Here is a 12,392-nt window from a genome sequence, read left to right as displayed (position 1 = left end):
CAAACGAGACCCTCCGATGAACGTCAGCTGCGATGACTGTCATACGATCTATGAACTTCCAAAAGGTCAGGAGGGTATCCTGGGTTGTCCGTTCTGCGAACACGTGAATCGCCCGAAACAGGGACGTCCCCGCGAGACCGTGCCCCCTTCCGATAGCCAGGTATTGGACCGCAGCAAGACGATGCTGGGGTCGATGGAAGGGGAGTTGGCGGATGACGGCACCTCCGTTCGTCGGGCCATCGCAGGGAAAAGGATCGGTTTGGCGGCCGACCTGGAGGCTGTCCTGGTCGTCCTGGAGGGGGAAGGAAAGGGAAAGCGGATCGCCCTCAACAAGCATCGGATCACTTTCGGCCGGAAACAGGCCGATGTGGCGCTATCCGATCCGGAGGCCTCCCGCCAGCATTGCGCCCTGGTGCTTTACGGGGACTTTGCCGTGGTGAGGGATCTGGGCAGTGCCAATGGTACGAAAGTAAACCATCGCATCGTGAAGGAAGGCCTGATGAAGTCCGGAGACACGCTTCAGATCGGTTCCACCGTATTTCAATTCATGTTGTCGTCGAAGACCGCCCATTCCCCCGGTCACTGAAGACAAAATGCAAAGGATGCGTTTGTCGAAACGTTCCGTCTTGGCGCTCGGAGCCTTGGCCCTGCTCGTCCTGCTCCAGGTCGGACCGTCGGCATGCATAAAGAAATCCGACGATGATATGGTATGGGTTCCGGCCGGCGAATTCTTAATGGGAACGGACGAGGTTGACGCCGCCAATGAAGCATTGGACTACGGTTTGCCGCATCCCTGGTATGAGGATGAACATCCGCTTCACCGGGTGAACCTGCCGGCCTTTTATATCGATGAATATGAAGTGACCAACGAAAAATATAAACGATTCCTCGGGGCCGGGAAGCACGCATGGCCCGATGACTGGAAAAACGGGACCTACCCGGAAGGACGGGCCAAATTCCCGGTTGCCTATGTGAGTTGGTTTGATGCCGATGAATACTGCCGCTGGGCGGGAAAGCGTCTCCCCACCGAAGAGGAATGGGAAAAGACCGCACGAGGACCGGACAGTTTCAAATACCCATGGGGAAACCTCTATAACCCGGACCTGGGGAACATCTCAAAGGGGCCGGTGATGGCCGCATCGGCCGTCGCGGTCGGACAGTATGCGGGCGGCAGAAGCCCTTACGGAGCCTACGATATGATCGGCAATGTCTGGGAATGGACGGCCAGCTGGTACAGGCCCTACCCGGGCAACGAGGCGCAGAATGAAAACTTCGGCCAGGTCTTTCGCGTAACCCGGGGACTGTCCTTCATGGGAATCGGGCATTATCCTCCGGAGGTCTATAAGAAGGTCGCCTCCATTATCGCCCGTGCCTCGTTTCGCTCCTATGATTACCCGACATCCCGTCTGACCGATGTCGGTTTCCGGTGCGCCCGTTCGGTTAAATAGGATGGCGATTAAAACCTCTTCGGTAAGATCAAGGGTGATCGGGATCGTCAGCGGCATGGTCATTTCGGCGGCTGTTTTGACTCTCTTGGTCCTGTGGCCCCTTTCCAATGAGACCGTAACCGTTGTTCCTCCGCCTAACCCGCCGGTGCCAGCCCCCCCCGCGATAACGACGGAGCCTCCCCAATCCGCCATCCCCCTCCCGCCTCCGCCCGAACCCGAATCGGCCGGGGGGGGGATCGAGGGGCCCCGGTCAAAGGAAGCGGGGCCGACGAAGGTTCCTAAACCGGAATCCCGACCGGCGGCCGAAAAAGACCGCGGGGCCTCGAAGCCAACCGAACCCGAAAAAAATCCCGCTCCGGACACCGTCGTTCCCGCGGCGCCTTCCCGATCGTTCAGCCCATCGGACCTTCAGGAGGTCCATACGCTGCTGAATCGTTTGAAAACCGCCTACGCGGAAAAGGATATACTTTCTATAAAAAAAGAAGTTGCGCTGTCAACGGAACAAGAAAGTTTCTTGAAAAAGATCTTTAATTCATACAAGACCGTTCAGTCCGATGTCGAGGCGGTGAAAATTGTGCAGGACCAGTTAACGAGCGCTATTTTGATCACCGCATTGGAAAATGAAAGGGGCAATGTCGTGATCCCTGCTTCGAGCTGGGGGAGGCAATCTTTGCGGATCGCGGTCTCGGAGAGCCAAGTGAGCAAGGTCACACTGGACGCGGATGATTTTCAAAGCTCGCAAAGGGGGCCGCTGGATTTGATCGCGCCCGTTATAGTCCATTCCCTGCCCGCCTACACCGCTAGGCCCGGAGAACCGAGCGAGGTTACCGCCACGATCACGGACAACGTCAAGGTGGATGTGGCGATGCTCCATTTCCGGGCTCAAGGTGAGAAAAATTATGAATCGATCCGGATGACCGAAGGGTCGAACCATGCCTTCACGGCCCCGATTCCGGGCTCGATGATAAAGGCCGAGAGCACCAGCATGGAATACTACATCGAGGCGAGAGATTCGGAGGGTAATCTCGCGCTGGAAGGCCGGCCGAACGCCCCCCTGGTCATCGCCGTCGTTCCCACCCCGACCGAATGATCTTCACTCGATCTTCCGGATGTGAACCTGCAGAACCGTGGCGCCGAGGCGGATCTTGTCCTTATCCTTCAGCAGGTCATCTTTGATTTGAAAATCGTTCAGGAAGGTTCCGGAGGCGCTGTTCAGATCCCGTAGCACGACCACGTCGTCGTAGACCTCGATCACGCAATGGAGCTTGGAGACGCCCGGATCTTGAACGTCCACATCCGCGTCGTCGCGGCCAAAGGTGACGCGGCTCTTCTTGGAGAGGATGAAGGCATGGCCGGCATTCACGCCTTCGAGGATATGAAGGCCGATCTTACGGTCGGCGGGAAGAACCATGTTCTTTCCCTGGATGGCTCGATCGACGCGATTCATAGCTTATTCAACCGAAGACGTCTTTTGCGTTCCTGTTTGGATAGGCGCCTCGGGTTTCCCTTCTTTTCCGTCCCGGGGGCCGCGGTGTCGTCTTCGAGTACGATTTCCTTGTCCGGGTGGCCGCTCACGGCCCGAGACAAGCGCGTCTCGAATTCTCCCGCCGAAACCGCCACCCCGCCGGCCGCTTGGACATGGCGGGCCACCTCCCGGTCGGAGGACACCACCAGGCAAGCGCTTCCCAATTCATCGGCCATTCGTGCGATCACCTGATCCGCCCGCTCGCCGTGGCGTGAGAAAACGACCTCGATCCCGCGGCGGAGCTCGCCGTGTTCATCCGGCCAGCCGGACCTCCAGCCGTCGAAAACTACCGTGACCGGATGGCCCTTGAGCCCTTGATAGCGGGCCAGCCGGTCGATTAACTCCTCACGGCGGGCTTCGATATTGCCCTGCAGACCTTTCTCCCTTCCGATGAAATTATATCCGTCCACAATAATCCGGATGGCCATGGGCTCTAAAGATAATCCAGCTTTCGAAGAAAGTCAATCCATGCATATTGACAACGCCGACGGAGTCGGCTAAATTGGGGACGATGAGACCGGACCAGCCCTACCAAAAATGCGGCGCGGGCCACTGGATACTCATCCTGGCCATCGGGTGGAACTTGTTGTCGCCCGCTTCCCCTTCCCAAGCCGACGGGCGCGGCCCGGAGACGCTTTTCAACGCCGGGATGCAATGTCAGGAACGCCTGGCGCACTCGCCGAAACTCCGGAAGCTCCGCCGGAACTGGGAAAACTGCATCGGTAATTTCACCGCTTTTCTCGCCCAATACCCCAATCATCGGTTGGCCGAAAAATCGGTCTTCGTCCTGGGCGACCTGTACGCCGGACTGTATCGCTATTCCAATAAACCTCGGGACAAGGAGAAATCCCGGGAATACTACCGGACGCTGATTGCAAGCTATCCCGACGGATCCTACACACGGGAGGCTCAGCGACGGCTCGATCCCCACAAAAATCCGGTCCCTCCCGTTTCGATCACCACCGTTCAGAGCATCCGGCACTGGATCTATCCGGATTATACCCGTCTGGTTCTGGACATGGACCGCGGCATCGAATTTCGACTGGAAGATTCCAGGATTCCTTCACCAGGCAGTTCCAACGGGGAGCTTATGCGGATCACGCTCAACCGGACCCGTTTATCCCCCGAAGCGCAAAGAGGGGTGGCCGACCTGACCGACGGGCTGCTCCGGCGAATCACGCTGCGGCCGACCGAAACGGACGGGATCCGAGTATATATCAACGTCAAAAATCTAAGGGAACCACCCAAGATCATCCCCTTGAGCAACCCGGACCGACTGGTGATCGATCTCTTTGGACCGACCCACGCGGACGGCCCCGCACTCCCCGATGCTCCTGACCCGTCCTTGCCGAAGACAGCGGGCGGGGGAACGGTGGTCGCCCAGGCGCAGCCGCTGGACTTTAAGACGATCGTGATCGATCCCGGGCACGGCGGAAAAGATCCCGGTGCGATCGGAAGGACCGGCGTGACCGAGAAGGATGTGGTCCTAGATATCGGCCTGCGATTGCGAAGCCTGATCCAGCAACGCTTGGGCATCAAGGTGATCATGACCCGGGATGACGATACGTTTATTTCGCTGGACGATCGGACTCTGATCGCCAATTCGAAGAAGGCCGATCTGTTCGTTTCCATTCATGTCAATTCCCATCCGCAAAGAAGGACCCGCGGCGTGGAGATCTATCACCTCGGACAATCCTCCGACCGCCACGCGCTGGCCGTGGCCGCGCGGGAAAACAATGTCTCGATGCGATCCTTGGACAACCTGGACAGGACGGTGAAACAAATCCTTTTCGATCTGGGCCGGGACTACAACATGGAACAGTCCCAGGACCTGGCTTATTTCACGCGCCAGTCCTTCCAAACCACGCTCGAGAAGCGATACGATTATACCGTCGTGGACCACGGCGTGAAACGGGCGCCGTTCTATGTCCTTTTGAATTCGAATATGCCAAGCATCCTGGCCGAAGTTTCTTTCATTAGCAATCCGACGGAAGAACAGCTTCTTCGAAGGAACCAATACCGCCAGGCCATCGCCGAATCCCTGTTCCAGGGGATCCTCGCCTACTTGACGGCCCTCAAGCCGATTTCGTGATACATGCCGAACATCAAACTCGTCATTGAATATGACGGCTCGCGCTATCACGGCTGGCAGCGTCAACCGAACCTCCCGACGGTGCAGGGAGCGCTGGAAGCGGCGGTCGACGCCATCTCGCAACAACGACCGACGGTGATCGGGGCCGGCCGGACCGATGCCGGCGTTCACGCTCAGGGCCAGGTGGCGAACTTCAAAGTGAACGCCCGTCTCACTTCCGCCGCCTGGATGCGCGCTCTGAACAGCCTCCTTCCAGAGGATATCGTCGTTGTAGGCGCCCAAAAAGTTTCAAGTCGTTTCCACGCGCGGTTTTCGGCGGTCGGCAAGATCTACCACTACCGAATTTTAAACCGTCGATATCCTCCGGCCATCGGCCGCCAGTACGTTTGGACCGTTTACAGCGCATTGGACCTGCGACGCATGAGGTCGGCCGCCAAGGCTCTTCTGGGAAAGCATGATTTCAGTTCCTTTCGGGGGTCCGATTCATCCGAGGTTCGCGTGAGGGGAAAAAAACGGTCTGCGGTCTGTCGTATCCGCCGTCTGGAGCTTGCAAGACGACGCGATCACCTTGTCATCACCATCGAGGCCGATCGATTTTTACAGCAAATGGTCCGAACGATCGTGGGAACATTGGTGGAGGTCGGAAGGGGCCGATTCAGCCCGCGGGATATCCCGCTTCTGCTCCAAAAAAAAGACCGCCGGTTCGGCGGTCCGACGGCCCCTCCCCAGGGCCTGTGCCTGGTCAAGGTCTTTTACAAGTAGCTATCCGCCTGCGGGCTCCGCGGATTTGGCCATGATCTTCTGGATTTTCTCGACCACCTTGTTCGGTGTCGTGGTCGCTTTGACCAAAAAATCCGCGGCCCCGGCCGTGATCGCCTGGCCGACCTCATCCGAATTTCCCTTGCCCGAGAAGACGACCACGGGAATATCCTTCAACTGCGGGTCGGCCTTGATGGTCACTAAAAACTTGAAACCGTCCATCACCGGCATCACCAGATCCAACAAAATGATGTCCGGTTTCTCGGCGGTGATCGCCTTGATGGCTTCTAAGCCGTTGTTCGCCGTCGTCACGACGTAACCCTCGGTCAACAGCTTTGTCTTGTACAATTTTAGGTAGAACTCGGTGTCGTCCACCAATAAAACTTTCCCATTCATCCCTCTCCTTCTTTCGGTTTCTGGAGGCGTTCCCCCAGCGCCTCGTCCAACCGCTTTTTTAAATCCAGGATCATCCGTTCCTGAGCCTCCAGGCGTTCCGCAATGGGATCCGGAATATTCGTATGGTCCATTTGAACCTCCGGCGCCTCCTCCGTCGCGGTCTTGATGATTCTCCCGGGAACACCCACCACCGTGGCATGTGGCGGGACGGATCGGAGCACGACCGAGTTGGCGCCGATCTTGACATGATCCCCGATCGTGATGGCACCAAGAACCTTGGCCCCCGCGCCCACCACCACATGGTTTCCCAGGGTGGGATGACGCTTGCCCCGTTCTTTTCCGGTGCCGCCGAGGGTGACGCCCTGAAACAGGGTGACGTCGTCGCCGATTTCGGTCGTTTCACCGATCACCACGCCCATTCCGTGATCGATGAAAAACCCGGACCCGATCCGCGCGGCAGGATGGATCTCGATTCCCGTAAACCAGCGCGCCAGGGTCGCGATCAGCCTGGGGAACACCGGAACGTTCCATTCCCGGAGCCGATGGGCGATCCGATGGCTCACGATGGCCTGAAATCCGGCGTAGGTCAACACGACCTCCAACCGATTGGTGGCCGCCGGATCGCGTTCAAAGACAACCTGAAAATCGCGCCGTAGGGTATCCAACATGATCAGGCTCGATACAGGGTGCAGACGGCCTGGGCCGCGATGCTTTCGCCGCGTCCGATGGAGTCCAGTCCTTCGGCCGTCTTCGCTTTAAGATTCACCGCCCCTTCCTCCACGCCGATCGTCTTGGCGATCTGCACCCGCATCGCATCCAGATACGGCATAAGGCGGGGCGCCTGGGCGATGATGACCGTGTCGATATGGAGAATGACAAACCGTCCCGCTTTCAATCGATCGCAAACTTTTTCAAGCAGGCGGAGGCTCGAGATGCCCTTGTATTTCGGATCGGTGTCCGGAAAGTGGCGGCCCAGATCCCCTTCTCCCGCGGCGCCCAGCAGCGCATCGGCGATGGCATGGCAGAGCACGTCGGCGTCCGAGTGGCCCGCCAGCCCCTTGGAATACGGAATCTCCACCCCGCCGATCATGAGCGGCCGATTCGCCTGCAAGGGATGGATATCATATCCGATGCCTGTGCGGATCTGTGGATACGTCATCGCTTCGCTCGTTTTCTTTGGGCCCGACGCATCCGGATGATTTGTTCCGCGAGGTCCAAGTCGTCCTTCGTGGTGATCTTGATGTTTTCCCAGCTCCCCTCGACCGCCCGTACCCGGTAGCCCAAGCGTTCCACAAGGGCCGAATCGTCCGTGCTGTTGACCCCATCAACATACGCTTTTGAGTAGGCTTCAATCAAGATATTCTTTAAAAATACCTGGGGCGTTTGGGCCAGATAGAGACGGGCGCGTTCCGGGGTGCGATCGACCGTTCCGTCCTCGCGGACATATTTCGGGGTATCTTTAAGCGGTACGGCCGCGACCGCCCCGTCGGCTTTCTCCGAGGCTTTAATCACTTTTTTGAGCAAAGCCGGGGAAAGAAAGGGACGGACGCCGTCGTGCACCACGACACGGACCGTTTCGGGGGACAGGTTCGTTAGACCCCGATAGACCGAATCCTGTCGGGTCGCTCCGCCTTCAACGGTCCGGGTCACTTTCTGCAGTCCGTAGGGCTCCAGCAATTCTTCCCGACACTGTTTCTCGCGGCCTTGGGGGACGACCAGGCAGACTTCGTGAACGAACGGCGAGGTTTCGAAGACCTTCAGGGTATGGACAAGAATCGGTATCCCGTCGAGCCGCAGGAACTGTTTCGGCGTGGATCGCCCCATTCTTCGGCCGCTGCCGGCCGCCGGAATGACCGCCGCGACTCGGGAGGTCATGCGGAGGGATCCCCGGAGGCGAGCGGCGGGATCCTAGGCGTGTTCGCGCGTGACATGAGCCTCTTCCTTTTCTTTTTCCTTCTCGGTCCCCTCCCTCAGCCGGGTGAAGATCATGCGCCCGGCGGTGGTTTGTAAGACGCTGGTCACCACCACGTCGACATTCTTGCCGATCAACCGCTTGGCGTTGTCCACCACGATCATCGTTCCATCATCGAGATAGGCCACGCCCTGGCCCGCCTCCTTGCCCTCCTTTAGGATGAAGACGCGGAGGACTTCACCGGGGAGGACCACCGGTTTCAGCGAGTTGGACAACTCGTTGATGTTGAGGACGCGGACCCCCTGAAGCTCCGCCACCTTGTTGAGGTTCAGATCATTGGTGATGATCTTGGCATCGATCTCCTTGCCCAGCGCCACCAGTTTTGCGTCCACGTTTCGAATATGGGGGAAATCGTTTTCCACGATGCGGACGTCGATATCCACCATTTTCTGGATTCGGTGAAGAACATCCAAACCCCGCCGCCCCCGGGCCCGCTTCATGGAGTCCGAAGAATCGGCTATGTGCTGAAGCTCGTGAAGAATGAATTGCGGGATGATGAAAGTTCCCTCCAGGAAACCGGTCTCGCACAAATCCGCAATCCGCCCTTCGATAATCACGCTGGTATCGAGGATTTTGTTGCTGGGTTCGTTCGACCCCATGCGGACCCACGGGCTGGCCTTCCGGGTCTGCAGCTCCCCTCCGATTTTCCTCCCGATGACGATGCCCAGGTAGCTGAGGAGCAGCAGGAGAAACAGCTGAACCGGAATGCGAATCGTCGGAAGATCCGGAAGAATGGAGGCGGCGGAAAAACCGATCACCCCTGCCGCGACGATCCCGGTGATCGTTCCCGTTGTTGCGCCCAGGACAACGCCCGCCGGGACGCGATGGATCTCCCGCTCGATCAGGATCCCCACGGCGGCGGTCAAAAGTCCTCCCCCGATGCCGATGAAATAAAATTCGTTCGCTTCCAACCCATGGGAGAATAGATATATGCCGGCCAATCCGCACAAGAATAAAAAGATAATACGTATGACCATGATGGCCTCCGTTTTAATCCTGGCTCAAAAATGAAACATGGCAGTCGATTTCCCTTAATAATCATAGCATCTCGCTTTGGGTCCGTCAAACGGCCCAGCCCCCTAGCCACGGGGAATGAGACCGCCCTCCTCCAAGCGCCTTTGGATTTCCGGGAGCGATGCTTCGGCTGCCTGGCGGCCCCGGTGAAGCAGTTCGCGGCCCCGTCTGAGATCGGTCAGACTGATGCCCGAAACGTTCACCGGCAATAAATAGTCGGCCTGCCGTCCCTCCTCTTCCGCGTTTTTACGGGACCACAGGGAGGCCATGTGGGTCGCAATCTGAATCATGTTGCGGGGGGGCTTTTTCCCATCCATGCCGCCGTAGTTCACATCCACTGCGATCACAAAATCCGCTGCCAATTCCTTCCGTGCGGCCAGGACCGGGATCTGGCTGACGAAACCCCCGTCCATCAACAGGCGGCCTCCGTGGGCCGTGGGTTTAAAAAAAACAGGAAGGCTGCAGCTCGCCTGCACCGCTTTTACAACGGAGCCTTCCCGAAGGACGACCTTGTTTCCCGTATTCATATCGGTCGCGACGACCGCCAGCGGGAGGGCCAATTGATCGAAGGTCAGGTCCCCAAGGAACTTATGTAGAAAACGGCCGATCCGATCGCTGCTGAACAGGCCCTGATGGGACATCACCGGTTGAGTTACCTGCCACCAATTCAAGCGGCCCACCTGGCGGATCAATTCTTCGACAGAAAACCGACCGGAGGCGAACAGCGCTCCCACCATGCTTCCTCCGCTCGTTCCGGACACAAGACGGATCGGTATCCCCGCCTTTTCCAAAACGTCGAGGACACTGAGATGGGCAATACAGCGGGCCGCCCCCCCGCTCAACGCGATACCGAGTTTGGCCACAGGAAAGATTCTCCTATCCACGAAAAAGTCCTCCGGAGAGGACTTTTTCGTGGATAAAACACTGAGGATGGTTTGACGACGTCATCAAGGCTTGAGCGCAAAGTAAGAATTTCTTCCCTGCCGGTTTACCAGAAGCAGTACCGTATCCTCTTTTCCCACCTTCGCCGCCAGACGGTCATAATCCTTGACCGATTTAACCGCCTGTCGGTTTATTTCCACGATCAGATCCCCCTCCCGAAGGCCCGAGTCCGCCGCGGCGCTGCCTTGCTCAACCTGCGTAATGACAACGCCCCTGTCGGACTTGGACAATCCATATTGCTGGGCCAGGCTGGGACTGAGGTCGCGCACCTCGATTCCGGATAGGGCCGTGCTGACCTCTCCCTCCGGGGCTCCGGAGGATTCCTCCTCTCCGCTCGCGAGCTCTTTCGGCTGCTCGGCGATCAGGAGTTCAAAATCCTTTTCCTTTTTGTCCCGGATGACGCCGACCTGCACTTTCTTTCCGACGGGAGTCTGTGCGACATGATTCCGGAGGATGCCGGTATTCTCAACCGGCTTGCCGTCGAACGAGATGATGACGTCTCCCTGCTGAAGGCCGGCCTTCGCCGCGGGGCTGTCTTCAAGGACGTCGGTCACCAACGCCCCCTTGGTTTCCGGCAAGGCGAACTGCTTGGCCAATTCCGGTGTCACGTCCTGGATGGAGACTCCCAGCCATCCACGGATCACCTTGCCGCTCTTCACCAGGCTGTCCATGACCGACTTGGCCATGTTGCTTGGAACCGCGAACCCGACGCCCATGTACCCGCCGCTTTGACTGAAGATGGCCGTGTTGATCCCGATCAATTCACCCCGGATATTGACCAGGGCTCCGCCCGAATTCCCGGGATTGATGGCGGCATCGGTCTGGATAAAATCCTCGTACTCGGCAATGCCGACGTTCGCGCGTCCGACGGCGCTGACGATCCCCATGGTCACCGTTTGGTTCAGGCCGAAGGGATTTCCTATGGCCAGAACGTACTCGCCTACCTGCAACTTGTCGGAATCACCCCAAGGAATGGTGGGGAGGTCCTTGGCATTGATCTTGACCACGGCCACGTCGGTCTTGGGATCGGTTCCGACCACCTTTCCCTTGAATTCCCGATTGTCGCCCAACAGGACTTTGATCTCATCCGCCTTGGCCACAACATGATTATTCGTCACGATCAGGCCGTTGGGATCGACGATCACGCCCGATCCCAGGCTCTGCTCCCGCCGTTCCCGTGGAACCTCGAACTGGCGGTAGAATTCGTCCCCGAAAAACTGTCGAAAAAAAGGATCCTGGAAGAAAGGGGTCATCGGTGCCCCCGAAGGCCCCTTGATCACGCGCGTGGTCGATATGTTGACGATGGCCGGCGTCGTGGCTTTGGCCACGGGGACAAAACCCTGATCCAGCGGGGGTGCGGCGAGGGTCTCCGCCATGCGGGGCGGGGCAGAAGAGCCGGACGGTCCCAAGGTGAGGCGACCTTCGTTGGCCGCGAGGATCAATCCGACGATAATGCCCAGACTTAAAAAAATACCGGCGCTCAATCCAATTAAAAAATATTTTCGATCCATCCACTTCATCATTATGATCCCTCTCCCTTTTCGTTTGAACCGTATGATTTCGTGTCTCGGTTTATAAATCAATTATAATAAATCCCAAACTCCAAAGTAAAGTTCTGTTGACAAGCGAAGAAACCATCTCTTATACTGAAACTGTGAACGATTGATCGCGGGCGACGCAAGCCCCTATTAAAAACGTAGGCCCCCAAAACGGAATTTATCCAGCGAGCAACGCAAGCGAGAGGGGGGAGGACTTCGACGAGTTCAGTCGAGTCGCGCCATCCGGCTTTGCCGGTGGAGGGGGCGACGCAAGCCCCTTTTAAACATGGACACCCACGAAAAAGAAAAGCTCAGGTTGTTGATTCAGGAATTGGCTCAGCTCATCAATGCCGTGCTGGTCCAGAGCCCTGAACTGCGTTCGGCCATTCAAGGCATCGAGGAAAAGGGATACCGGGTGGATCTAATCCTAGCCTCCATGACCCGCATCCTCAAGAAGAACGACGAGAATACCCCTGAAAAGATCGCATTCGAACCGACGGAATCCGATAAAAAGTTCCTCAAGGCCCATCGAATTTGCTGGGACAGCCTGTCCAATTCCTGATATCCCTCCGGCCCATCGAAAAAGCCATTGACAACTTCTCGCCCCCTCTGTTATTTTAAGCCCCCGTGCCGAGGTAGCTCAGTCGGTAGAGCAGAGGCCTGAAAAGCCTTGTGTCGGCAGTTCGATTCTGCCCCTCGGCACCAA

General features: G+C 57.7%; 15 protein-coding genes and 1 tRNA gene. 7 read left to right on the top strand and 9 right to left on the bottom strand.

The window, feature by feature from the left end:
* Nucleotides 1–16: 16 nt before the first annotated feature.
* From VMN77_11895 to VMN77_11885, 3 genes are read left to right on the top strand one after another with little or no spacing between them, the layout of a single operon-like run.
* On the top strand, nucleotides 17–586 hold the full coding sequence (locus VMN77_11895) for an FHA domain-containing protein (GenBank protein ID HTN44487.1): 570 nt from the start codon (nucleotides 17–19) through the stop codon (nucleotides 584–586).
* A 22-nt stretch (nucleotides 587–608) separates the two neighbouring features.
* Nucleotides 609–1,448 (top strand): SUMF1/EgtB/PvdO family nonheme iron enzyme, encoded by an 840-nt coding sequence (locus VMN77_11890; protein HTN44486.1) that lies wholly within the window; start codon nucleotides 609–611, stop codon nucleotides 1,446–1,448.
* Between the two features lies 1 nt (nucleotide 1,449).
* A complete protein-coding gene (locus VMN77_11885) occupies nucleotides 1,450–2,538 on the top strand; it encodes a hypothetical protein (GenBank protein HTN44485.1) in 1,089 nt (362 codons plus the stop codon).
* 3 nt (nucleotides 2,539–2,541) lie between these two features.
* Here the strand turns inward: VMN77_11885 and VMN77_11880 are convergent, their stop codons facing one another.
* Nucleotides 2,542–2,895, bottom strand: a complete 354-nt coding sequence (locus VMN77_11880) for an FHA domain-containing protein (GenBank protein HTN44484.1) — start codon at nucleotides 2,893–2,895, stop codon at nucleotides 2,542–2,544.
* Nucleotides 2,892–3,401 carry an NYN domain-containing protein gene (locus VMN77_11875; GenBank protein HTN44483.1) on the bottom strand — a complete coding sequence of 170 codons (510 nt, stop codon included), beginning with the start codon at nucleotides 3,399–3,401 and terminating at the stop codon, nucleotides 2,892–2,894. The genes VMN77_11880 and VMN77_11875 overlap by 4 nt, the downstream gene beginning before the upstream one ends.
* 83 nt (nucleotides 3,402–3,484) lie before the next feature.
* Here VMN77_11875 and VMN77_11870 point away from each other — a divergent pair, with 83 nt between their 5' ends.
* Entirely contained in the window at nucleotides 3,485–5,065 is a 1,581-nt protein-coding gene (locus VMN77_11870) for an N-acetylmuramoyl-L-alanine amidase (GenBank protein HTN44482.1), read from the top strand.
* Between the two features lie 3 nt (nucleotides 5,066–5,068).
* Nucleotides 5,069–5,827, top strand: coding sequence for a tRNA pseudouridine(38-40) synthase TruA (gene truA, locus VMN77_11865; GenBank protein HTN44481.1), 759 nt, complete (start codon nucleotides 5,069–5,071; stop codon nucleotides 5,825–5,827).
* On the opposite strand, the gene VMN77_11860 is transcribed toward truA, so the two are convergent.
* From VMN77_11860 to VMN77_11830, 7 genes are all read right to left on the bottom strand, one after another.
* Nucleotides 5,828–6,220 carry a response regulator gene (locus tag VMN77_11860; GenBank protein ID HTN44480.1) on the bottom strand — a complete coding sequence of 131 codons (393 nt, stop codon included), beginning with the start codon at nucleotides 6,218–6,220 and terminating at the stop codon, nucleotides 5,828–5,830.
* Complete coding sequence (gene cysE, locus VMN77_11855; protein HTN44479.1) at nucleotides 6,217–6,888, bottom strand: serine O-acetyltransferase; 672 nt, start codon at nucleotides 6,886–6,888, stop codon at nucleotides 6,217–6,219. Before cysE ends, VMN77_11860 begins: the two co-directional genes overlap by 4 nt.
* 2 nt (nucleotides 6,889–6,890) lie before the next feature.
* On the bottom strand, nucleotides 6,891–7,379 hold the full coding sequence (ispF, locus tag VMN77_11850; GenBank protein ID HTN44478.1) for a 2-C-methyl-D-erythritol 2,4-cyclodiphosphate synthase: 489 nt from the start codon (nucleotides 7,377–7,379) through the stop codon (nucleotides 6,891–6,893).
* Entirely contained in the window at nucleotides 7,376–8,095 is a 720-nt protein-coding gene (ispD, locus tag VMN77_11845; GenBank protein HTN44477.1) for a 2-C-methyl-D-erythritol 4-phosphate cytidylyltransferase, read from the bottom strand. The genes ispF and ispD overlap by 4 nt, the downstream gene beginning before the upstream one ends.
* A 33-nt stretch (nucleotides 8,096–8,128) precedes the next feature.
* Nucleotides 8,129–9,169: a PIN domain-containing protein gene (locus tag VMN77_11840; GenBank protein HTN44476.1), complete on the bottom strand. Its 1,041-nt coding sequence runs from the start codon at nucleotides 9,167–9,169 to the stop codon at nucleotides 8,129–8,131.
* Nucleotides 9,170–9,271: 102 nt separating this feature from the next.
* On the bottom strand, nucleotides 9,272–10,069 hold the full coding sequence (locus VMN77_11835) for a patatin-like phospholipase family protein (GenBank protein ID HTN44475.1): 798 nt from the start codon (nucleotides 10,067–10,069) through the stop codon (nucleotides 9,272–9,274).
* 84 nt (nucleotides 10,070–10,153) lie between these two features.
* Entirely contained in the window at nucleotides 10,154–11,659 is a 1,506-nt protein-coding gene (locus tag VMN77_11830) for a DegQ family serine endoprotease (GenBank protein ID HTN44474.1), read from the bottom strand.
* Between the two features lie 313 nt (nucleotides 11,660–11,972).
* Here VMN77_11830 and VMN77_11825 point away from each other — a divergent pair, with 313 nt between their 5' ends.
* Together VMN77_11825 and VMN77_11820 are read left to right on the top strand one after the other, a co-directional pair.
* A complete protein-coding gene (locus VMN77_11825; GenBank protein HTN44473.1) occupies nucleotides 11,973–12,248 on the top strand; it encodes a hypothetical protein in 276 nt (91 codons plus the stop codon).
* A 67-nt stretch (nucleotides 12,249–12,315) separates the two neighbouring features.
* Nucleotides 12,316–12,391 (top strand) — tRNA-Phe (locus tag VMN77_11820).
* Nucleotide 12,392 lies beyond the last annotated feature (1 nt).

This window comes from Nitrospiria bacterium (assembly GCA_035498035.1).
In the GTDB taxonomy this organism is placed as follows: domain Bacteria; phylum Nitrospirota; class Nitrospiria; order JACQBZ01; family JACQBZ01; genus JACQBZ01.
The sequence above is the reverse complement of the archived record's forward strand: the minus strand, read 5'-3'. Positions and strand labels throughout refer to the sequence as shown.

Bases quoted from the DNA above. Each gene is read 5' to 3' on its own strand.
- VMN77_11895 (HTN44487.1), top strand. From the start codon at position 17: ATGAACGTCAGCTGCGATGACTGTCATACGATCTATGAACTTCCAAAA.
- VMN77_11885 (HTN44485.1), top strand. From the start codon at position 1,450: ATGGCGATTAAAACCTCTTCGGTAAGATCAAGGGTGATCGGGATCGTC.
- VMN77_11880 (HTN44484.1), bottom strand. From the start codon at position 2,895: ATGAATCGCGTCGATCGAGCCATCCAGGGAAAGAACATGGTTCTTCCC.
- VMN77_11875 (HTN44483.1), bottom strand. From the start codon at position 3,401: ATGGCCATCCGGATTATTGTGGACGGATATAATTTCATCGGAAGGGAG.
- VMN77_11870 (HTN44482.1), top strand. From the start codon at position 3,485: ATGAGACCGGACCAGCCCTACCAAAAATGCGGCGCGGGCCACTGGATA.
- truA (HTN44481.1), top strand. From the start codon at position 5,069: ATGCCGAACATCAAACTCGTCATTGAATATGACGGCTCGCGCTATCAC.
- VMN77_11860 (HTN44480.1), bottom strand. From the start codon at position 6,220: ATGAATGGGAAAGTTTTATTGGTGGACGACACCGAGTTCTACCTAAAA.
- cysE (HTN44479.1), bottom strand. From the start codon at position 6,888: ATGTTGGATACCCTACGGCGCGATTTTCAGGTTGTCTTTGAACGCGAT.
- ispF (HTN44478.1), bottom strand. From the start codon at position 7,379: ATGACGTATCCACAGATCCGCACAGGCATCGGATATGATATCCATCCC.
- ispD (HTN44477.1), bottom strand. From the start codon at position 8,095: ATGACCTCCCGAGTCGCGGCGGTCATTCCGGCGGCCGGCAGCGGCCGA.
- VMN77_11840 (HTN44476.1), bottom strand. From the start codon at position 9,169: ATGGTCATACGTATTATCTTTTTATTCTTGTGCGGATTGGCCGGCATA.
- VMN77_11830 (HTN44474.1), bottom strand. From the start codon at position 11,659: ATGGATCGAAAATATTTTTTAATTGGATTGAGCGCCGGTATTTTTTTA.
- VMN77_11825 (HTN44473.1), top strand. From the start codon at position 11,973: ATGGACACCCACGAAAAAGAAAAGCTCAGGTTGTTGATTCAGGAATTG.